This is a genomic window from Xanthomonas protegens, assembly GCF_038442435.1.
GTDB lineage: Bacteria > Pseudomonadota > Gammaproteobacteria > Xanthomonadales > Xanthomonadaceae > Xanthomonas_A > Xanthomonas_A sontii.
Window position 1 is genome coordinate 96100 of record NZ_JAQJCQ010000011.1, and the last position, 20533, is coordinate 116632.

18 protein-coding genes are annotated in these 20533 nt (G+C 67.7%); 13 read left to right on the forward strand and 5 right to left on the reverse strand.

Going from position 1 to position 20533, the window contains the following annotated elements:
* Both rplQ and PIQ37_RS13725 read left to right on the forward strand, forming a co-directional pair.
* A complete protein-coding gene (rplQ, locus tag PIQ37_RS13720) occupies positions 1–384 on the forward strand; it encodes a 50S ribosomal protein L17 (protein ID WP_010340456.1) in 384 nt (127 codons plus the stop codon).
* A 188-nt stretch (positions 385–572) separates the two neighbouring features.
* A complete protein-coding gene (locus tag PIQ37_RS13725) occupies positions 573–1085 on the forward strand; it encodes a disulfide bond formation protein B (protein ID WP_342073873.1) in 513 nt (170 codons plus the stop codon).
* Positions 1086–1277: 192 nt separating this feature from the next.
* Here the strand turns inward: PIQ37_RS13725 and PIQ37_RS13730 are convergent, their stop codons facing one another.
* Entirely contained in the window at positions 1278–2168 is an 891-nt protein-coding gene (locus PIQ37_RS13730) for an alpha/beta hydrolase family protein (protein ID WP_342073874.1), read from the reverse strand.
* A gap of 228 nt (positions 2169–2396) precedes the next feature.
* Positions 2397–4538, reverse strand: a complete 2142-nt coding sequence (locus PIQ37_RS13735; RefSeq protein ID WP_342073875.1) for a TonB-dependent receptor — start codon at positions 4536–4538, stop codon at positions 2397–2399.
* 200 nt (positions 4539–4738) lie between these two features.
* Here PIQ37_RS13735 and PIQ37_RS13740 point away from each other — a divergent pair, with 200 nt between their 5' ends.
* Both PIQ37_RS13740 and PIQ37_RS13745 read left to right on the forward strand, forming a co-directional pair.
* Positions 4739–6133 carry a class II 3-deoxy-7-phosphoheptulonate synthase gene (locus PIQ37_RS13740; protein ID WP_342073876.1) on the forward strand — a complete coding sequence of 465 codons (1395 nt, stop codon included), beginning with the start codon at positions 4739–4741 and terminating at the stop codon, positions 6131–6133.
* Between the two features lie 271 nt (positions 6134–6404).
* Positions 6405–7562, forward strand: a complete 1158-nt coding sequence (locus tag PIQ37_RS13745) for a mechanosensitive ion channel family protein (protein WP_342073877.1) — start codon at positions 6405–6407, stop codon at positions 7560–7562.
* 78 nt (positions 7563–7640) lie between these two features.
* Here the strand turns inward: PIQ37_RS13745 and PIQ37_RS13750 are convergent, their stop codons facing one another.
* From PIQ37_RS13750 to typA, 3 genes are all read right to left on the reverse strand, one after another.
* The gene (locus PIQ37_RS13750) at positions 7641–9836 is read right to left on the reverse strand and encodes a ricin-type beta-trefoil lectin domain protein (protein WP_342073878.1); all 2196 of its coding nucleotides are present in this window, start codon (positions 9834–9836) and stop codon (positions 7641–7643) included.
* A 309-nt stretch (positions 9837–10145) separates the two neighbouring features.
* Entirely contained in the window at positions 10146–10628 is a 483-nt protein-coding gene (locus PIQ37_RS13755; RefSeq protein WP_295935130.1) for a DUF2127 domain-containing protein, read from the reverse strand.
* A gap of 16 nt (positions 10629–10644) precedes the next feature.
* Positions 10645–12474 carry a translational GTPase TypA gene (gene typA / locus PIQ37_RS13760; protein WP_160959243.1) on the reverse strand — a complete coding sequence of 610 codons (1830 nt, stop codon included), beginning with the start codon at positions 12472–12474 and terminating at the stop codon, positions 10645–10647.
* 199 nt (positions 12475–12673) lie between these two features.
* Between typA and PIQ37_RS13765 the strand changes: the two genes are divergently transcribed.
* The 9 genes from PIQ37_RS13765 to PIQ37_RS13805 all read left to right on the forward strand — a co-directional run bounded on the left by PIQ37_RS13765 (position 12674) and on the right by PIQ37_RS13805 (position 20464).
* Positions 12674–13168, forward strand: a complete 495-nt coding sequence (locus PIQ37_RS13765; RefSeq protein WP_048490063.1) for a peptidylprolyl isomerase — start codon at positions 12674–12676, stop codon at positions 13166–13168.
* A gap of 91 nt (positions 13169–13259) precedes the next feature.
* Complete coding sequence (locus tag PIQ37_RS13770) at positions 13260–13637, forward strand: glutaredoxin family protein (RefSeq protein WP_342073879.1); 378 nt, start codon at positions 13260–13262, stop codon at positions 13635–13637.
* Between the two features lie 36 nt (positions 13638–13673).
* Positions 13674–14660 carry a malate dehydrogenase gene (locus PIQ37_RS13775; RefSeq protein ID WP_152182218.1) on the forward strand — a complete coding sequence of 329 codons (987 nt, stop codon included), beginning with the start codon at positions 13674–13676 and terminating at the stop codon, positions 14658–14660.
* A 70-nt stretch (positions 14661–14730) separates the two neighbouring features.
* Complete coding sequence (locus PIQ37_RS13780) at positions 14731–15609, forward strand: LysR family transcriptional regulator (protein WP_342073880.1); 879 nt, start codon at positions 14731–14733, stop codon at positions 15607–15609.
* 79 nt (positions 15610–15688) lie between these two features.
* Positions 15689–16309, forward strand: coding sequence for a glutathione transferase GstA (gene gstA / locus PIQ37_RS13785; protein ID WP_342073881.1), 621 nt, complete (start codon positions 15689–15691; stop codon positions 16307–16309).
* A gap of 98 nt (positions 16310–16407) precedes the next feature.
* A complete protein-coding gene (locus PIQ37_RS13790) occupies positions 16408–18918 on the forward strand; it encodes a S9 family peptidase (RefSeq protein WP_342073882.1) in 2511 nt (836 codons plus the stop codon).
* 21 nt (positions 18919–18939) lie between these two features.
* On the forward strand, positions 18940–19248 hold the full coding sequence (locus PIQ37_RS13795; protein ID WP_342073883.1) for a hypothetical protein: 309 nt from the start codon (positions 18940–18942) through the stop codon (positions 19246–19248).
* A gap of 366 nt (positions 19249–19614) precedes the next feature.
* Positions 19615–20148 (forward strand): hypothetical protein, encoded by a 534-nt coding sequence (locus PIQ37_RS13800; protein WP_342073884.1) that lies wholly within the window; start codon positions 19615–19617, stop codon positions 20146–20148.
* A gap of 49 nt (positions 20149–20197) precedes the next feature.
* Positions 20198–20464 (forward strand): hypothetical protein, encoded by a 267-nt coding sequence (locus PIQ37_RS13805; protein WP_152182212.1) that lies wholly within the window; start codon positions 20198–20200, stop codon positions 20462–20464.
* The last annotated feature ends 69 nt before the right edge of the window (positions 20465–20533 follow it).

Below are 20533 nucleotides of genomic sequence, written 5' to 3' on the forward strand. Positions count from 1 at the left end.
ATGCGTCACCAGAAATCCGGCCGCAAGTTCAGCCGCACCAGCGCCCACCGCGAAGCGATGTTCAAGAACATGGCGGCGTCGCTGATCAAGCACGAGCTGATCAAGACCACCCTGCCGAAGGCCAAGGAACTGCGCCGCGTCGCCGAGCCGCTGATCACCCTGGCCAAGGTTGACAACGTCGCCAACCGCCGCCTGGCGTTCGCCCGCCTGCGCGACAAGGAAGCGGTCGGCACCCTGTTCACCACGCTGGGCCCGCGCTACCAGGCGCGCCCGGGTGGCTACCTGCGCATCCTCAAGTGCGGCTTCCGCGCCGGCGACAACGCGCCGATGGCGTACGTCGAGCTGGTCGATCGCCCGGCCGTGGCCGAGGAAGTGGCCGAGTAATCGGTTCGCACCTGCAGCAGCAAAAAGCCCGGCATGTCCGGGCTTTTTGTTTTTGGGGCGGGGATTGGGGAGTCGGGATTGGGGATGGGTAGAGCGCGGGCTGGGGGCGGACGACAGCGCCATGACACATGGTGATGGAGCGCACGATCGCGGATAATGCGCGAATCGTCGATGCGAGTTCGAGTCCGATGAATCCGTTACGTTGGGGTTTCCGTGCGCAGTTCCTGCTCGGCTTTCTGATCTGTGCCGGCCTGCTGGGCTATGCGATCTTCGTGCAGCTGCAGCTGGGCATCGAGCCGTGCCCGCTGTGCATCTTCCAGCGCATCGCGTTCGCGGCGCTGGGCGTGCTGTTCCTGCTCGGCGCCCTGCACGGGCCGCGCAGCGTCGGCGGGCGCAAGATCTATGGCGTCCTGGCATTCCTTGCCGCGCTCGTGGGCGCCGGCATCTCCAGCAAGCACGTCTCGGTGCAGTTGTTTCCGGACCCGATGGCGTCCTGCGGCCCGCCGCTGAGCTTCCTGCGCGAGACCATGGGGCCGTTCGAGGTGCTGCGTCGGGTGCTGACCGGCACCGGCGACTGCGGCAACATCGACTGGCGCTTCCTCGGCCTGTCGATGCCGATGTGGTGCCTGATCTGCTTCCTGTTGCTGGCGATGTTCGCGCTGTATGCTGGCTTCAAGAGTCGTCGGCGCACGCTGATCTGACCGTTCCACTGCTGCGTGCCGAGCGCCCGCTTTGAGGGTGCTGGGCAGCGCCGCTGGGCGCTGAGGTGGGCTGAGGTGGCTGCAAAGGGGACGCGTGGCGCATGTCGTCATCGCGCACTGACGTTGCCCATTCGATCCGTGCAGCGGCCGGTTGGCCGCTCGCCGCTGGCGATCCGTAATTCCCCCTGTGCCTCAGTGCGCCGCGCTGGCCTGTGGCAGCGCCGTCGTGCTTGTAGCCTGCGGGAGCACCTGCGCGAGGAACGCGGCCACCGGCCCGGCCCAGACCGACGGGTCGGCCTGGGCGAAGGTCTTGTGGCCATCGTCGCCGAACGGCGGCAGGTCGACGAAGGTCACCGGCGGCGTCGAGCCGGCGCGGTAGGCGGCGTACATGCGGTGCGCCAGGTCGCGCCGGAAGAAGTGATCGTTCTCGGCGTACAGCCACAGCTGCGGCAGCATATTCGCCGCGCCCAGCGTCTTCTCCGCCTCGACCAGGCGGTCCTCGCCGGCGCAGATGACCTCCTTGCCGTTGCTGCCGCGCCCGCCGGCGAAGCTGATGACGCCACGCACGCCGGGTGGCGGCGCATCGGCCAGCGCCACCGCACCGAGGCCGCCGGCGGACTGGCCGACCACGACGATGCGCTGCGGGTCCGCGCCGGGCAGGCGTGCGGCGGCGTCGACGATCGCCGCCTCGGCCATGGCGATCTTGCGCCCGGCGACGACGAAATCGACGTCGTGACAGTTGCCGGCGCCTTCCAGGTAGGTGCCGCTGGAACTGCCGTAGCCAGGCCGTAAGGCCAGCACCACCATGTAGCCGCGGGCGGCGAACCAGCGCGCGGCGTGGGCGAAACCAAGCCGGGTGTCGGCGAGCTTGCGCTTGTCCGCCGGTGTGCCGTGATGGATGACGATCAGCGGGAACGGGCCGGGGCCTGTCGGTCGATACACGCGGGCGGCGAGATCGTAGTCGACGCCTTGCACGACCACCGGCATTCGGAAGTCGGTGACGCGTTCGGCGTGCGCCGGCGGCGGTGCGGCCAGGGAGAGGAGGGCGGCCGCAAGGGCGGCGGCGAACAGATGTCGACGCATGCGTGGGACCTGCCTGGACGAATACGTGGCAACGCGTCGTGGCGGTCCGGGCGCGGGGATGCGGCTGCGGGGCGCCTCCCTCGGGCGGGGCGACGCCATGGCCACGACGCGGCGCGCGGCTTCGCTGTGGTGCCGGACGGGCCGCGGCAACGCCGGGCTCGTCACGTCCTGCTGAGCGGGCCTGCGGCGCGCCGGATGGCACGCCGCAGGCGGGTCGAGCGTGCTTGCTTAGAAATCCTGCTGCAGGCTCAGGTAGACGCCGCGACGCGGCGCCCACTGCGGTGCGAACACGCCGATACCGCCGCCGTCGCGCAACTGGTAGTGGCGGTCGAGCACGTTGAGCACCGCCAGCTGCGCGTGCAGCGGGTGGCTGCTGGCCAGGGCGAAGTCGTGGCCGGCGCTGAGGTTGAGCTGGAAGTACGCCGGCAGCTCGCCACCGTTGGGCACGCCGTCGGCGTCGGTGCGCAGACCGCTGCCGAACAGGTAGTCGGCGCCGATGCGGCTGTCGTCGGCCAGGGCGTAGTTGATGCCGCCGGAGGAGGTCAGCTTCTGGTCGTGGTCCAGGTGGATCCAGTGGTCGTAGGCGTAGGCCAGTGCGTCCGGGTCGAAGTTGTACAGGCTGGTCATCACCCGCTTGCCCATGGCCTTGCTGTAGGCCGCGTTGAAGTAGGCGTTGATCGGGCCGTTGCTGTAGTCGGCGCTGAACTCGGCGCCGCGGATGCGGCCGTAGCGGTAGTTGAAGGTGGAATAGACGTAGGCGGCGCCGAACTGGCCTTCGTCCTGCAGGCGATCGGCCTTGCGGTAGTAGGTGTCCAGGCCCAGGGTCAGGTGGTCGCCGACCATCTGCGAGATGCCCAGGTCGTAGTAGTCGCTGCGCTCGCTCAGCGGCTTGGTCGGGCCGCCCGCCGCCGACTGCTGGTTGGTGGTGCCGTCGTACAGGGCGATGTCGCTGGTGGAGATCAGCTCGGTGGCCGGCGGGGTGAAGTAGCGCGCATAGCCGGCGTGCAGGGTGGTGCTGTCGCTGGCGTGCCAGACCACGCCCAGGCGCGGGCTGAGCTGGCCCTCGGTGCTGCCGAACGCTTTGTAGCGGTCGCCGCGCACGCCGTAGTTGATGGTCCAGGCGTCGCTCGGCTGCCACTCGTCCTGTAGGTAAACCGCGTAGGTGCTGGCGTGGAAGCGGCTGGCGTCGGGGATGAACAGCGGCACGTCGCTGCTCTGGCTGCCGTCGTCGTTGGCCGGGAACACGTAGGCGTTGTTGCTGGCGTTGGCGTGCTCGAAGTTGCCGTACACGCCATAGCGCAAGGTGTGGGTGCTGCCCCACGGCGTGGAGAAGTCGGCCTGCAGGGTGCTGGCGCGGTTGGCGCGCTCCACCTGCGAGGCGATGCCGTTGAAGATCAGGTCGCCGGCGATGTCCGGGGAGAACGCGACGCTGCTGTAGCGCTGGCCGGCCGACAGCTGGTAGCTGGTGTCGCCGAGCGCGCCTTGCAGCACCAGGGTGCCGAAGCGGGTGTTCTCGCGCTGGTTCTCGTCGAGCTGAGAGGAATCGAAGGTGCTGGTGCCCTGGTAGGTGAACGCCGGCGTCTGTCCCGGGTTGTTGGGGATCTGGAAGCGGTTGTTGGCGTAGCCGACCAGCAGGCTGAGCCGGGTGTTCTCGTTCAGCAGGTAGCTGAGGTCGGCGAAGCCCTTGCCCTGGTGGGTCTTGTCGTGGATCGGGTTGTCGCTGTCGGTCGGGTTCTCCATGCCGATGCGGTTCTGCAGGTAGTTGCCGCTGGCGAACCAGCTGAAGCGGCCGTCGCTGCCCCACCACGAGGCGTTGGGATTGAGCGTGCCGTAGGAGCCGCCGGTGATGCCGACGCTGCCGCCGTTGCCCAGTTCCACGCCGTTCTTGGTGGTGATGTCGACCACCGCCGCGGTGCGGTCGCCGAACTGCGCCGGCAGCGCGCCGTCGAGCAGGCGGATGTTCTTGATCGTGCGCGGATCCAGGGTCTGGCCGAAGCCGGAGATGGATTCGGGGATCATCACGCCGTTGATGCGGTACTGCAGGTTGGCGTGGTCGCCGCGCACATGGATGCCGCCATAGGAATCCTGGACCACGCCCGGCGCCTGCAGCAGCACCTGGTTGAGCGGGGTGGAGGCTCCCAGCGGCAGGCGCGCGATGTCCTCGGCGCTGATCGCGTACTGGCTGCTGCCGATGTCCGGCGACAGTGCGTTGCGCGCGGCTTCCAGCTTGGCGGTGACGGTGACCGGATCGAGATCGACGGTCGGCTCGGCGGCAGCGGTGCTGTCGGCGGCCGCATCCGCAGCGAGGGCGAGGCCGGGGGCGACCAGGAGGATCAGGGCGATGGCGGAGGAGAGGGGGCGAGGTGTCATGGCGAGGTGGACCGAATGGAAAGGAATTGTTACTTAATAACAGTGTGCTTTCGCAAAAACGCCGGCGTAGGCCGGAAGTCATGGTGGCATCGCGATGTTGCTTGCCGTTCATGTCCTGGCGCTGCCAGCGTGACCGGCGTGCGGCGCTATGCGGCGCGCCCAGGCTCTGCGAACATCGCACACTGCCAAGGAGTCCTTTCATGAATCTGTCCGCCGCCGCCGTGTCCGCATCCGCCTCGTCGTCCTGGTCACCTGCCAGTTGGCGTGACAGGCCGGCGCTGCAGATGCCGGTGTATCCGGACCTGCAGGCGCTGGAGACCGCGCTGACGGAACTGCGGCAGTTGCCGCCGCTGGTGACCTCCTGGGAGATCTTCGCGCTGAAGAAGCAGCTGGCCGAGGCGCAGGAAGGCAAGCGCTTCTTGCTGCAGGGCGGCGATTGCGCGGAGAACTTCAGCGATTGCGAATCCGGCACCATCTCCAACCGGCTCAAGGTGCTGCTGCAGATGAGCCTGGTGCTGGTGCACGGCCTGCGCCTGCCGGTGGTGCGGGTCGGCCGTTATGCCGGGCAGTACGCCAAGCCGCGCTCGGCCGATACCGAGACCCGCGACGGCGTGACCCTGCCCAGCTACCGCGGCGACGTGGTCAACGGCCCGGAGTTCACCGCGCAGGCGCGGGTGCCGGACCCGCGGCGCATGATCACCGCGCACTCGCGTTCGGCGATGACCATGAACTTCGTACGCGCGCTGATCGACGGCGGCTTCGCCGACCTGCACCATCCCGAGTACTGGAACCTGAGCTGGGTCGGCTGCTCGCCGCTGGCCGAGGACTACCAGAAGATGGTGTCCTCGATCGGCGATGCGGTGCGCTTCATGGAGACCCTGTCCGGCGCGCAGCTGTACAACCTCAACCGCGTCGATTTCTACACCTCGCACGAGGCCTTGCTGCTGCCCTATGAGGAAGCGCTGACCCGCGAGGTGCCGCGGCAGTGGGGCTGGTTCAACCTCAGCACGCACTATCCGTGGATCGGCATGCGCACCGCGGCGCTGGACGGCGCGCATGTGGAGTACTTCCGCGGCATCCGCAATCCGATCGCGATCAAGGTCGGGCCGTCGGCGCAGCCGGACCAGTTGCTGCGCCTGATCGACGTGCTCAATCCGGAAGACGAGCCCGGCCGGCTGACCTTCATCCACCGCATGGGCGCGGCGCAGATCGCCGAGAAGCTGCCGCCGCTGCTGGACGCGGTGAAGCGCGACGGCCGCCGCGTGCTGTGGGTGTGCGATGCGATGCACGGAAACACCGAGAGCACCAGCAACGGCTACAAGACCCGGCGCTACCAGAACGTCCTGGGCGAGGTGGAGCAGTCGTTCGACATCCACGCCGCAGCCGGCACCCGCCTGGGCGGTGTGCATCTGGAGCTGACCGGCGAGGACGTCACCGAGTGCACCGGCGGCGCGCGCGAACTGACCGAGCGCGACCTGGAGCGGGCCTACCGTTCCAGCGTCGACCCGCGCCTGAACTACGAGCAGTCGCTGGAGATCGCGATGGCGATCGTGCGCAAGCAGAACGGACGCAACGTCGCCACGCCGCTGGCGTAGTCGCTTGGTGTTGCCGGCGGCGCGTGCCGCCGTCGCAGGTGGGGCGCCTCGTCGTGCAGTGGCCTTAGGACTGCGGCATTGGCCTGCGTGCGATACCTCGCGCCGGCTTTGCGTCGCCAGCGGCATGCGCCACTTTTCGGACGCGCTTGCACGCGCGCCTGTATGCCAAGCGGCCGCCGTAGCCTGGCGCCGCAGCGCGCGTGCTCGACATCGCGCTAATCCCTGCACTGCCAGACTGTTGCGACTCCTCCCCCCGACAAAGGAGCGCAACGTGACCCTCGATCTTCACTGGGTGCCCTGGCGTGCCTATACGGTGCCGATCGGCGCCGCGCTGATTCTGGGTTTCCTGGCCTGGTGGCTGTTGCTGCGCATCGCCCAGCGCATGCGCGGCCGCGACTACCGGCGTGCGCGCATCGTGCGCGTGATCAGCGTGCCGGTCGCCTTCCTGCTGCCGATGCTGATGCTCAGCTTCGCGCTCGAATCCACGCCGCTGGACGAGAAGGCGCTGACCGATCTGCAGCACCTGCTGCACATCGGCATGATCGGCTGCGTGACCTGGCTGCTGGTGCGCGGCGTGGCGGCGCTGGAAACGGCGATCCTGCGCAGCCATCCGATCGAGGTGGCGGACAACCTCACCGCACGCCGCGTGCAGACGCAGACCCGGGTGCTGGCGCGGGTGGCGATGGGTACGATCATCCTGGTGGGCACCTCGATCGTGCTGCTGACCTTCCCGGCGGTGCGGCAGATCGGCACCACCTTGCTGGCCTCGGCGGGCATCATCGGCCTGGTCGCCGGTATCGCCGCCAAGCCGGTGTTCGGCAACCTGATCGCCGGCCTGCAGATCGCGCTGACCCAGCCGATCCGGCTCGACGACGTGGTCATCGTCGAAGGCGAGTGGGGTCGCATCGAGGAGATCGGCAGTTCCTACGTGGTGGTGCGGATCTGGGACGAGCGGCGCATGGTGGTGCCGCTGACCTGGTTCATCGAGAACCCGTTCCAGAACTGGACGCGCAACAGCGCAGACCTGCTCGGCACCGCGTTCCTGTGGCTGGACTACCGCACGCCGATCGCGCAGGTGCGCGCCGAGCTGGAGCGGATCTGCAAGAGCGAGCCGCTGTGGGACGGCCGGGTCTGCGTGACCCAGGTGACCGATACCAGCGAACGCACGATCCAGGTGCGCCTGCTGGTCAGCGCCCGCAACTCCGGCGATGCCTTCGACCTGCGCTGCATCGTGCGCGAACGCATGCTGGATTTCCTGGTGCGCGAGCATTCCTACGCCTTGCCGCTGCTGCGCGCTGAAGTGGCGCCGGAGCCGGTGCGGCTATCGCACCCGCCGGTGCGCGCCAGCGATTCGGAGGCGATGCGTTCGCCGGGTGCCGAGGATGGGGCGCCGGCCGCGCCTGCTCCGGCGCAGCGCGATCCCGCGTGAACCGCTGCGCCGGGCGCTAGGACGGGAGCGGTCGCGGCCGGCGCTGAGCATGCCGGCAGCGACGACTGGGCAAGCGCGTCAGTTGGACTGCACTTCCCAGAGCTGGTTGACGTTGCCGAGGCATTCCCACATCTGCACTCCCGCGCCGTTGCGGGTACCGCCGGCAGAATCGTCCAGGCACTTGCCGTGCAGTTCGCTGCGGATCTGGCCGCGGATCCGCCATGCCTGCGCGGGCATCCCCGTGCATGCAGCCATGCGGATGCCGGTGCCATTCTGGGCGGCATTCGCTGCCTCCAGGCAGTTGCCGCCATATCCCACGATCGCGCCGTTCTTGCCGAGTTGCCACGCCTGGTTCTTGGTGCCGTTGCAATCCCAGATCTGCACCGGTGTTCCCGGGGTGGTGCTGAATCCCGGCACATCCAGGCAGCGTCCAGTGGAAACCCGGATTTCGCCGCTTGTGGGATTGAACGACCAGCGCTGGTTGGTGCCGCTGAGGTTGTCCCACAGTTGCAGTGGGGCGCCGTTGTCCGATCTGGCCGATACCACGTCCAGCACCTTGCCGCCGGTCGCGATGAGCGAGGCGTTGGTGAAGTACCAGCCCTGGTTCGAGGTGTTCAGCGATTGGTAGAGCTGGATCGGCGCACCATTGCTCTGGCTGACGCCGGTGATGTCGAGGACTTTGTCGGTGCCGTAACTCCGCAGGCTGCGAGTGCCCCCCTGGAGTCCCCATTTCTGCTGGCGCAGCCCGTTGCAACTCCAGACCTGGATGGCGGAAGTATTGGCGGTCGCGCCATCGCGGACATCCAGACATTTCCCGGACGGGCCCATGATCTGTCCGGGCGAACTGGAATCATCCAGCGGCACCACGGTCTGCCGGTACTGGACGACGTTGGGGACCGTGGTGAGGAAGGCGCGGGCGTTGTCGGCCTGGTCCGGCACGCCGCAGGGCTGTCCGTTGCAGGTGCTGATCGCCGGCGACGAGTACACCAGGATCTCGCTCTGCCCATTGACCGCGTAGGCCATCGTGGTGTGGAAGCTGCCGGTGTCGCTGCGGTGGCCGAAATTGAAACCGGGCTCCTGGCCGGTTTCGTGCTGGTGGCCGGAGCCGAGCAGATGGCCGAACTCGTGGGCGAGGGTGCCGCGGGTGCAGTAGTAGCCGCCGTCCACGCCGTCGGAGATCACCGCGTATCCCCAGCGCGAATCGGTGCCGCCGGATTGCCAGGCGACGCCGCAGCTCTGCTGCGAATTGTTGAAGCGCCGCACCAGGCCGACCATGTCGGCGCCGAGGCGGTCGCGCGCATCATGCAGCGGCACCAGCGCTGCGGCGGTGGCCTGGCTGACGCCCGTGAGTTCGTCGAGGGTATTGTCGTTCAACGTGTTGTCGGGGTAACTGACCTGTACGGTCCCGACCAGGCGATAGCGCACATTGATGTTGGCGTTGGCGAAGGACTGGTTCGCCGTTTCCACCATGTTGGTGAGCACGGTATCGATTGCCGTGATGCCGCCGCGGTAGTCCCGATAGCCGGGCGTATAGCCGAGCAGCACGTCGATCGTATTGGTCGAGGTGCTGCCCGCCTGCGCGTTGACCTGCGCCAGGCTGCTGTACCCGGCGATATAGCCCTGGGCGGTGTCGCCGGCGCGGAGCTGGATGACAGAATCGGCCAGGCGCCGCCCGTCCGCGTGGCTTCCGGCGGAATGCAGGTCGGCGCTGGCGGCCGCCATGATGTAAGGCTTCCCCTCGATGGTGGTGAGCTGGTAGGTCATGCCATCGATGGTGCCCAGCGATCCGAAGACCGCGTCCTTGCCGAAACTGATGACCGTCTCGTTGCCGACCGGTTGGCCATCCACCCGGCCGATCCAGGTCCAGATGCCGCGCTTGGCATCGCGTCGGCTCTGATAGGTGATCTGCAGGTTCTTGCCATCCGGCGTCGGTATCGTCATCGTGCCGTCGACGCTGGCCTTGACGGCATGCGCCTCGCTGACGGTGATGGGATACAGGGCGAACGCGCCGTCGTGTCCGGTCGGGGTGTGGCTGGTATACTGGATCAGTGCGCCGCTGTCCTGCGCGTCGAACAGGGACGCGCGCTGAGCGGCGGCCATTGGCGGCGCGGTGGTGGCCGCCGTGGACGCGTGCTTGCCGGCCGAGGTGGCGCTGTACTTGTGATCGATGGCGCCGCCGCAGGCGCTCAGGCCAGTGCAAAGCAACGCCGCCACACTCCAACCCATCGCTTTCGCGATTCGCATTGTCGATTCCCCTGTGTTGATCTCCGCCATCGGTCTTGGGGATGGCGCGCGTTCCGGGGTGTCCGGAACTAGTCAGTGGTCAGAATCGACCAGGTTGGACAATTCTGTAGACAATTTCGCGGAATGATCGCGTTGCGGGGATTGCGCCCAGAAGTCCCGTGGATGACATCACAAATCCATCCGGCGCGCCTCTGTCGGCTGACCTGTCCTGTCGATCAAGATGGGAAGGTTTCGAAACGGCATGTCCGCCGACCTCGTGGTGTGCGAGGCCGGTCATCAGGACGATGTACGTTGGGCGAGGGCGCGGTGATGGCCGCCGTCACAGGGATGCGGCGCGGATCAGGCAGGAGGATGCCGCCGGCGCCGCACCAGGTCGCGGGCGAGGATGCCGACCACGGCAAGATTGATCGCCAGCACCGCCCACGACGCCCAGCCGGGGTGGCGCACGATCGCGTAGACGTCGAACGGCAGGTAGATCGCCGCGGAGATGCAGCCCAGCAGCGAGGCCCAGGCCTTGGCGCGCCACAGCCCCCAGGCCTCGATGATGTGCAGCACGCCGTAGGCGAGCATGCCGGCGGCGGCCAGGTGCACCGCGCCGGGGCTGATCATGGTCAGCAGCGAGGGCAGGGCGCCGTGGTCCGGGTCCAGGCTGAAGCGCACGATCAGCTTGTCCACCCCCGCGCGCAGCGGGGCCGGACCCATCAATTCCAGCCCCGTGGCCGCCAGCACCGCGAGCAGGCCCTTGCCGGCCTCCAGCAGTGCGATCAGGTGCAGACCCGGATGCGCGTGCGGATCCGGGTTGTACGCCTTGTCGGCGGCCATGGGCGTGCGCTATCCCTTAGCCCGCGCGACCGGCGCGCTTGCGCTCGTTTTCGGTCAGGTGCTTCTTGCGCAAGCGGATCTCCTTCGGGGTGACTTCGACCAGTTCGTCGTCCTCGATGAAGTCCAGCGCCTGCTCCAGCGTGTACTTGATCGCCGGGGTCAGCTTGATCGCATCGTCCTTGCCCGAGGCGCGCATGTTGGTCAGCGGCTTGGTCTTGATCGCGTTGACGGTCAGGTCGTTGTCCTTGGAGTGGATGCCGACCAGCTGCCCTTCATACACGTTGTCGCCTTCGGCGGCAAACAGGCGGCCACGCTCTTCCAGCGGGCCCAGCGCGTAGGCGGGGGTGGCGCCCGGCGCGTTGGCGATCATCACGCCGTTCTGGCGCTTGGCGATGGCGCCCTGTTCCTTCGGGCCGTAGTGGTCGAACACGTGGAACAGCAGGCCCGAGCCCTGGGTCAGGGTGCGGAACTCGTTCTGGAAGCCGATCAGGCCACGCGCCGGGATCATGTAGTCCAGGCGCACGCGGCCCTTGCCGTCCGGTTCCATGTTCTTCAGCTGGCCCTTGCGGGTGCCCAGCTTTTCCATCACGCCGCCCTGGTGCTGCTCCTCGATGTCCACCACCAGCTGCTCGACCGGCTCCATCAGCTTGCCGTCGATCTCCTTGATGATGACTTCCGGGCGCGACACGGCCAGCTCGAAGCCCTCGCGGCGCATGTTCTCGATCAGCACCGACAGGTGCAGTTCGCCGCGGCCGGAGACCAGGAACTTGTCGGCGTCTTCCAGCTGCTGCACCTTCAGCGCCACGTTGTGCACGGTCTCGCGCTCCAGCCGGTCCTTGAGCTGGCGGCTGGTCAGGAACTTGCCGCCGGACAGGTCCTTGTTGCCGGCGAACGGCGAGTTGTTGACCTGGAAGGTCATCGAGATGGTCGGCTCGTCCACGGTCAGCGGCGGCAGCGCCTCGGGGGCTTCCAGCGCGCACACGGTGTCGGAGATGGTCAGTTCCTGGATGCCGGAGATGGCGACGATGTCGCCGGCCTGCGCGCTGTCCTGCTCGATGCGCTCCAGGCCCAGGAAGCCCAGCACCTGCAGCACCTTGCCCTGGCGCTTCTTGCCTTCGCGGTCGATCACCGCCACCGGCATGTTCTTCTTCAGCACGCCGCGCTGGATGCGGCCGATGCCGATCACGCCGACGAAGTTGTTGTAGTCCAGCTGGCTGATGCGCATCTGGAACGGACCGTCCGGGTCCACGTCCGGCTTCGGCGCGTGCTGCATGATCGCTTCGTACAGCGGGGTCATGTCGCCGTCGCGCACGCTGTCGTCCAGCGAGGCGTAGCCGTTCAGCGCCGAGGTGTAGACGATCGGGAAGTCGAGCTGCTCGTTGGTGGCGCCGAGCTTGTCGAACAGGTCGAACACCTGGTCGATCACCCAGTCCGGGCGCGCGCCGGGGCGGTCGATCTTGTTGACCACCACGATCGGCTTGAAGCCCATCGCGAACGCCTTCTGGGTCACGAAGCGGGTCTGCGGCATCGGGCCGTCCATCGCGTCGACCAGGATCAGCACCGTGTCCACCATCGACAGCACGCGCTCCACCTCGCCGCCGAAGTCGGCGTGTCCAGGGGTGTCGACGATGTTGATGCGGTTGCCCTGCCAGGTGATGGCGGTGTTCTTGGCCAGGATGGTGATGCCGCGTTCCTTTTCCTGGTCGTTGCTGTCCATCACGCGCTCGGCCAGCACCGTGCGCTCGGACAGGGTGCCGGACTGCTTCAGCAGGCAGTCGACGAGGGTGGTCTTGCCGTGGTCGACGTGGGCGACGATGGCGATATTGCGAAGATTTTCGATGGACATGCGAAAGGGGGCCAGCCGGCGCCAGAAGGAAGGAAAGGAAGCCACCTAGTATACCCGGATCCCGTGACGCCTGCCGGCGGCCGGCGGCGGTGGGCCGGGCGGGGGCATTCAGGCGCCGGCGGCGGGCGCGGGCAAAGCCTGAACAAGGCGACGTGTATCCTATGCGCCCCTCATGACGCCCCCGTTTCCAAGGAATCCCATGTCCCTGATCGCCCATTTCGACACCGCCCGCGGCCCGATCAAGATCGAGCTGTATCCCGACAAGGCCCCGCTGACCGTGGCCAACTTCGTGAACCTGGCCAAGCGCGGCTTCTACGACGGGCTGAACTTCCACCGCGTGATCGCCGACTTCATGATCCAGGGCGGTTGCCCGGAAGGCTCCGGCCGCGGCGGCCCGGGCTATCGCTTCGAAGACGAGACCAACAACGGCGTGCGCCACGACCGCGGCGTGCTGTCCATGGCCAACGCCGGCCCCAGCACCAACGGCAGCCAGTTCTTCATCACCCACACCGCCACCCCGTGGCTGGATGGCAAGCACACCGTGTTCGGCAAGGTGCTCGAGGGCCTGGACGTGGTCGACAGCGTCGCCCAGGGCGACGTGATCAACAAGATCACCATCGAAGGCGACGCCGACGCGGTGCTGGCGGCCAAGGCCGACCGCGTCGCCGAGTGGAACCGCACCCTCGACGCCTGATCCGGCGCTGTCCGCGCGACCGGTCCTGCGGCCGGGCGCGCGGAGCCTGCGTGCTACCATTTTCCCGATTGATTGCCGCACCCGACCGCCGATGACGATGCGCCCCCTTGTGTTGTGCCTGCTGCTGCTCGCCATCGGCGGCGGCGTGCATGCCTGGTGGCGCAGCGCGGCCACGGCGCCGTCGGCGGCACTGGCCGCCGGCGACCCGCGCCATCTGACCGGCGAGGCCGGCATCGTCATGCTTGCCGCCGACTGGTGCGGCTACTGCCGCCGGCAACAGGCCGATTTCGCCCGCGCCCAGGTCCGCTACACGGTCCTGGACGTGGAGCAGGAGCCCGGCCGTCAGGCCGCCGCCGCGCTGGGCCTGGAAGGCGTGCCGATCACCGTGATCGGCCAGCACGTGGTCGAAGGCTACGACACCGCCGCCCTGGACCTGCACCTGCAGCCGCTGGGCTATCGCGTCTACTGATCCACCCCACCCACTTTCTTAGCAGAGGAATCCCCCATGAAAGCACCCGTTCGTGTTGCCGTGACCGGCGCCGCCGGCCAGATCGGTTATGCCCTGCTGTTCCGCATCGCCTCCGGCGAAATGCTGGGCAAGGACCAGCCGGTGATCCTGCAGTTGCTGGAACTGCCGATGGAGAAGGCCCAGGCCGCGCTGAAGGGCGTGATGATGGAGCTGGAAGACTGCGCGTTCCCGCTGCTGGCCGGCATGGTCGGCACCGACGACGCCGAAGTGGCGTTCAAGGACGCCGACATCGCCCTGCTGGTCGGCGCGCGTCCGCGCGGCCCGGGTATGGAGCGCAAGGACCTGCTGCTGGAGAACGCGAAGATCTTCACCGCGCAGGGCGCGGCGCTGAACAAGGTGGCCAAGCGCGACGTCAAGGTGCTGGTGGTGGGCAACCCGGCCAATACCAATGCCTACATCGCCATGAAGTCGGCGCCGGACCTGAACCCGAAGAACTTCACCGCCATGCTGCGCCTGGACCACAACCGCGCGCTGAGCCAGCTGTCGCTCAAGCTCGGCAAGCCGGTCGGCGGCATCGAGAAGCTGGTGGTGTGGGGCAACCACAGCCCGACCATGTACCCGGACTACCGCTTCGCCACCGCCGACGGCGCCTCCATCGCCGACGCGATCAACGACCAGGAATGGAATGCCGGCACCTTCATCCCGACCGTGGGCAAGCGCGGTGCGGCGATCATCGAAGCGCGCGGCCTGTCCTCGGCCGCCTCGGCCGCCAATGCCGCCATCGACCACGTGCGCGACTGGGTGCTGGGCAGCAACGGCAAGTGGGTGACGATGGGCGTGCCGTCCGACGGCTCCTACGGCATCCCGGAAGGCGTGATCTTCGGTTTCCCGGTCACCACCGAGAACGGCGCCTACACCATCGTCAAGGATCTGCCGATCGACGACTTCAGCAAGAAGTACGTCGACAAGACCCTGGCCGAGCTGGAAGAAGAGCGCAGCGGCGTGGCCCACCTGCTGGGCTGATCGCCAACGCGATCGCGTCGTCACGGAACGCCGGGCCCCGCCCGGCGTTTCGCGTTGTGGGGAACCCAACATGATGAATCTGATCCACTGGCGGCTGTACGTCGCCGTCGTCGAGTGCGGCAGCATCAGCGCCGGCGCCGCGCGCTGCGGCATCACCCAGTCCGGCGCCAGCCAGGCCATCGCGCAGATGGAGCACGTGCTGGGCGCGGCGCTGCTGCTGCGCGAGCGCGGGCGGATCCGGCCGACCCCATTCGGGACGCGTGCGCTGGAACATGCGCGGGCGATGCTGGCCGAGCTGGGGCAGATCCAGGCCCTGGCCAAGGCGGAGCGTGCAGCGGGTGCGGCCTCGCTGCGGGTCGCCGGCTTCGCCTCGTCGCGGCCATGGCTGGCGCCACGCCTGCGCGCGTTCGAGCGGGCGCATCCGGACACCGGCGTGGTCTGGCTGGAAGGCAGCGACGAGGAGGTCGAGGCCTGGCTGGCGGCCGGGACGGTCGACCTGGGCGTGGTGCTGGATCCGGCGCCGGAGCGCGACGCCATGGTGTTCGGCACGGACGACTGGCTGGCGGTGCTGCCGCCGGCGCTGGCGCGTCCGCAGGCGCGCGACATCGCCCTGGCGGAGCTGCTGACGCTGCCGTTCGTGCTGGCCACCGGCGGCTGCTGGCTGCATGCGCAGCGCCTGGCCGAACGCGCCGGGCTGGCGATCGCCGACCTGCGCCTGCAGGTGCGCGACTGGTCCAGCGCCTGGGCCCTGGTGCGCGACGGCGCGGGCGCCAGCCTGCTGCCGGCGTCGGTGCTGCCGGCCGAGCGCGACGGCGTGCAGGTGCTGCCGTTGCAGCCGCGGCTGCAGCGCCGCTTCGCGCTGGTCGCTGCTGCACACGCGGCGCCGGCCGCGCTGCAACTGCGCCGGTTCCTGGACGAGGCCATTAGCGGCGCTACTGACCCGTCCTGACATTCTTGTTTCTCCGCAGGTCGCCGTGCCGCGCACACTGCGCGCGCCGACTGTCCGGCGCCTCTGCGAGACCATCCCGATGCATCTCTATGCCGCTCCTGGCGCCTGTTCCCTGGCGCCGCACATCGTGCTGCGCGAACTGCAGTTGCCGTTCCGTCTGGTGCACGTGGACAACCGCAGCAAGCGCACCGCCGATGGCGAGGACTTCCGCGCGCTCAATCCCAAGGGCTACGTGGCCGCGCTGCAGCTGGACGACGGCCAGGTGTTGACCGAAGGGCCGGCGATCCTGCTGTACCTGGCCGACCGCTGCCCGCAGGCAGCACTGGCGCCGCCCGCGGACGCAGACGCCTTGCCGCGCTATCGCCTGTACGAGTGGCTGGCCTTCATCAACAGCGAACTGCATGCCGGCAGCGTGCCGCTGTTCGATGCCGGGCTGGCGCCGGCGCGGCGCACCGCGGTCGCCGCCCGCCTGCTGCAGCGCTATGCCCATGCCGAGGCCACGCTGCGTGCGCAGCCGTACCTGCTCGGCGAGCGCTTCGGCGTGGCCGATGCCTATCTGTTCACTGTGCTCGGCTGGCTGCCGCGGTTCGGCCTGTCGCTGGCCGCGCATCCGGCGTTGGCGGCGTATGCGGCGCGCATCGCGCAGCGTCCCGGCGTGGCGGCGGCGCTGGCCGCCGAGCAGGCGCTGCGTCCGGCCTGAGCGCGGCGCGCTGGCGGTCAGGGCATGACCTTCGGCGCTCGGCCGCGGAGCGGCCGCCGTGCTAGGTTGCCGGGGTCATTCGAAAGGGGATTTCGACCATGCTCATGCCGTTCCGCTGGATCGGCGCGCTGGCGCTCGCCGGTGCGTTGCCTGTCGCCGCCCACGCCGCCACCGCCGACAGCGGTTATCGGCAACCGCCCGAGCCGCTGCTGGGCGTGATGCGCGCCCCGCTCAATCCGACGCCGCGGCTGGACCCGACCGGGCGCACCCTGCTGCTGGTCGAGCGCCAGGCCTACCCGCCAATCGCGCGCGTCGCCGAGCCGTACCTGAAGCTGGCCGGGGTGCGCGTGGAACCGCGTACCCACGCCCGCCACGACATGTCCAACGGCTACGGCATCCGCGCCTGCCTGGACGGCTTCAGCCTGGTCGACGTGGCCAGCGGCAAGCAGACCGCGGTGACCCTGCCGGCCGGCGCCTGCCCGGCGCAGCCGGTGTGGTCGCCGGACGGGCGCCGCTTCGCCTTCAACAACACCGCGGCCGACCGCGTCGAACTGTGGCTGGGCGACGTCGCCACCGGCGCGGTGCGTCGCATCGACGGCGTGCAGCTCAACCCGGTACTGGGCGGCGAGATCCAGTGGCTGGGCGGCAGCGACACGCTGCTGGTGCGCGCGGTGCCGCAGGACCTCGGCCCGGCGCCGGTGAAGGCGGCGGTGCCACCGGGACCGGAGGTCAAGGAAGCGATCCGCGGCAAGGGCGAGAGCAGCACCTACGAGGCCCGCGACACCCTGTCCAGCCCGGAGGACGAGGCGCAGTTCACCTATTACGCCACGGCGCAGTTGGTCACCGTGGATGCCGCCAGCGGCAAGCTGCGCACGGTCGGCAAGCCGGCGGTGTACTCGGTGGTCGACGGTGCGCCGGACGGCCGCCACGTGCGCGTGGAGCGCCTGCAGCGTCCGTACTCCTATGTCACCACCTACGGCCGCTTCGCTCACGACGTGGCGGTGCTGGACCTGGCCGACGGCAGCGAGCGCGTGCTGGCGAACCTGCCGGTGGCCGACCGCGTGCCGGTACACGGCGTGCCCACCGGGCCGCGCGCCTACGGCTGGCGCGCCAACCAGCCGGCCACCCTGGTCTGGGCCGAGGCGCTGGACGGCGGCGACTGGAAAACGAGCGTTCCTGCGCGCGACAAGCTGCTGACCCTGTCGGCGCCGTTCACCGGCAAGCCGCGCGAACTGGCCAAGGTGACCCAGCGCTACGCCGGCCTGAGCTGGTTCGCGCAGGGCGGGCAGGCGCTGCTGGACGAGTACGACGAGAACCGCCACTGGCGCCGCACCACGCTGCTGGATGCGGACCGCCCCGGCAGCGCCGGGCGGGTGCTGTTCGACCTGTCCACCGACGACCTGTACGCCGATCCCGGCACGCCCGAGCTGCGTCGCCTGGCCAACGGCGAATACGTGCTGCGCGAGGACAACGGCGCACTGTTCCTGAGCGGGCAGGGCGCGACCCCGGCCGGCGACCGGCCGTTCCTGGACCGCTACGACCTGGCCAGCGGCAAGACCCAGCGTCTGTTCCGCAGCGGCGCCGATGTCGACGAGGCCTTCGCCGGGTTTGCCGGCGAGGACACCACCCGCTTGCTGACCTGGCGGCAGTCGCCGAGCGACCCGCCCAACGTCTACCTGCGCACGCTGGGCCAGGCGCAGCCGGCCGTGGCGGCGGGCGAGGCGGTGGTCGCCTCCACCCTGGCGCCGGTGACCCGCTTCCCCGATCTGACCCCGGTGGTGCGGCAGATCCAGAAGCGCCTGGTGACCTATAAGCGCAAGGACGGCGTGGAGCTGTCCTTCACCCTGTACACGCCGCCCGGCTACAAGGAAGGCACGCGCGTGCCGGCGATCCTCTACGCCTATCCGCTGGACTACGCCGATGCCTCCAAGGCCGGTCAGGTCAGTGGCGCCAACGACCGCGACTTCACCCGCCTGCATTCCTACCAACTGTTGCTGCTGGCCGGCTACGCGATCATCGACGATGCCGCGTTCCCGATCGTCGGCGATCCCAAGACCGCCTACGACACTTACCTGCAGCAGCTGGTGGAGAACGCGCAGGCGGCGGTGGACAAGGCGGTGGCGCTGGGCGTGGTCGACCGCGACCGCATCGGCGTCACCGGCCACAGCCACGGCGCGCTGATGGCGGCCAACCTGCTGGCGCACACCGACCTGTTCCGCGCCGGCGTGGCCACCAGCGGCAGCTACAACAAGACCCTGACCCCGTTCGGCTTCCAGAACGAGCGGCGTTCGTTCTGGGCCGCGCCGGAGGTGTACGCGCAGGCCTCGGCGTTCTTCCACGCCGACAAGATCAACGAGCCGCTGCTGCTGGTGCACGGCATGGACGATGCCAACCCCGGCACCGAGACCACCCAGGCCCCGCGCATGTTCCAGGCCATCCGCGGCCTCGGCGGCACCGCGCGGCTGGTACTGCTGCCGTTCGAACCGCACTGGTACACCGCGCGCGAATCCAACGAGGACGTGGTGGCGGAAATGCTGGAGTGGTTCGATCGCTACGTGAAGCAGGCGCCGCCGCGTGCGGCGTCGGCGGACAAGGCGAAGACGCAGTAGTCGGCCGACCTGGCGCGCACGATGACATGGCGTTTGCTCTGCGTGCCGGTGTTGCTGGCGCTCACTGCATGCGGTGCGGTCGACACGGTGAAGAATGCGTACGCGCATTCGCGGGAGGTGGCTGCCGACCTGGAGAAATCGGTCGGCAGCAAGCCAGCGGTCGGCTTCAACTGGGCCAACGGCTCGCTGGTCCAGGTGACGGTCAATTTCCAGGGCGTGCCGCGCACGCCGCTGGAGCAGATTGTGCAGCTCAGCAAGAGTTCGGTGGCTACGCGCTTTCAGCAGGCGCCGGCGAATGTGGTGGTGATGTTTACGGTGCCGGGGAAGTAGCTAGTAATTGATGCTCATGGTCGCGGAAGCACTGTGCGCATCTCAGTCAGCCGTCTAGGAAGACGTATCCATGGATCCTCTGTCCTTCAATTTGCCGGCCGTCATTTGGTCCGGAATTGTCGCTGCATTTATCTCTCTGAGTGGCGTGGTCCTTTCCAATCGTGCCAGCATGAGCCGGCTTAAGGAGCAGTTGCGGCATGACGCGAAAGAGAAGCATCAGGATCGTCTCGCAAGTCTGAGGCGAGATGTGTACTTACCGCTTATTGCTGAGACAAATAGAGCGAATGGGTATCTTGGCTCTCTCTCTCTGCTCAAGATCCAACGGAGGGAAATTTCGGAGAGCCTCTGCAAGGTGTGGTCGCAATATTGGCGAAAGTCCAGCTTGTTGGTTCCCGAGACGCGACCGCAGCCGCGGCCGAGTTGACTGCGCTGTATGGGGAGGCGCTTCTAAGGCTTATCGGCTTTGCAAAGCCAATGCATGAGGCAAAGATCGACATTAGGATTTCGGATGAACTGTATCAACAGAGTGCTGCTCAGGTGCAGCGAGTGCTTTCCGAGATTGCAGCGGAAAATGAATCAGGGGTGCCAAATCAGGTCCGGCTGGCTTCGCTGTTTAACTCATTGAGCAACTATCGTGAGCAGTCTTCAATTCATTCAGGTGCGCGCAATGCTGCCTGGGATGTCTACAACTCTAATCAGCAAGGCTTCGCAAGAGTGGTCCTTGAGGAAATAAAAAGGCTTGGCCCCGCGCAGATCAGGCTAATGTGCGCAATTCGAAGTGAATCAGGTTTGGATGGTGATGCTTCTGAGCTGAGGGCTCGGCTAGAGGAGAATAGCAAGAGGGGAGGTCAGGCAATTGATGAGTTGCTGAGTAAGCTGAATTCATCTGTTGATGGCTGAAAATTGCTGGGCTCAGTGCGTTTGCCGGCGGATCTTTGGGGTCAATACGATGAAGAATGAATTTGAAGACGATCTCATCATTGTGCCAGTGCCTCCGCTAGTTGCAGTTTTGCTTAATCTGGAAAAAAAGAAGGGATCTTCTCTCACAGAAGGCGAAGTCCTGGAGGCGAGAGACAATGCTGTTTGCATCGCATTGCCAAAGGGCGTATGCGATGCTATCGCGGAATCTCGCGGATACAACGACATCGATCCTGAGCGGGCCTGGGAAGAGTGGGTTGAGATTCGCTCCTCACTTCAAGCAGGGTCTGACAGTTAGCTCAGCCCAAACTCGCCGCTAGGGATTGCGAGGAGAACGTTTATGTTCTTCGACCAAGGTCGGAACGAC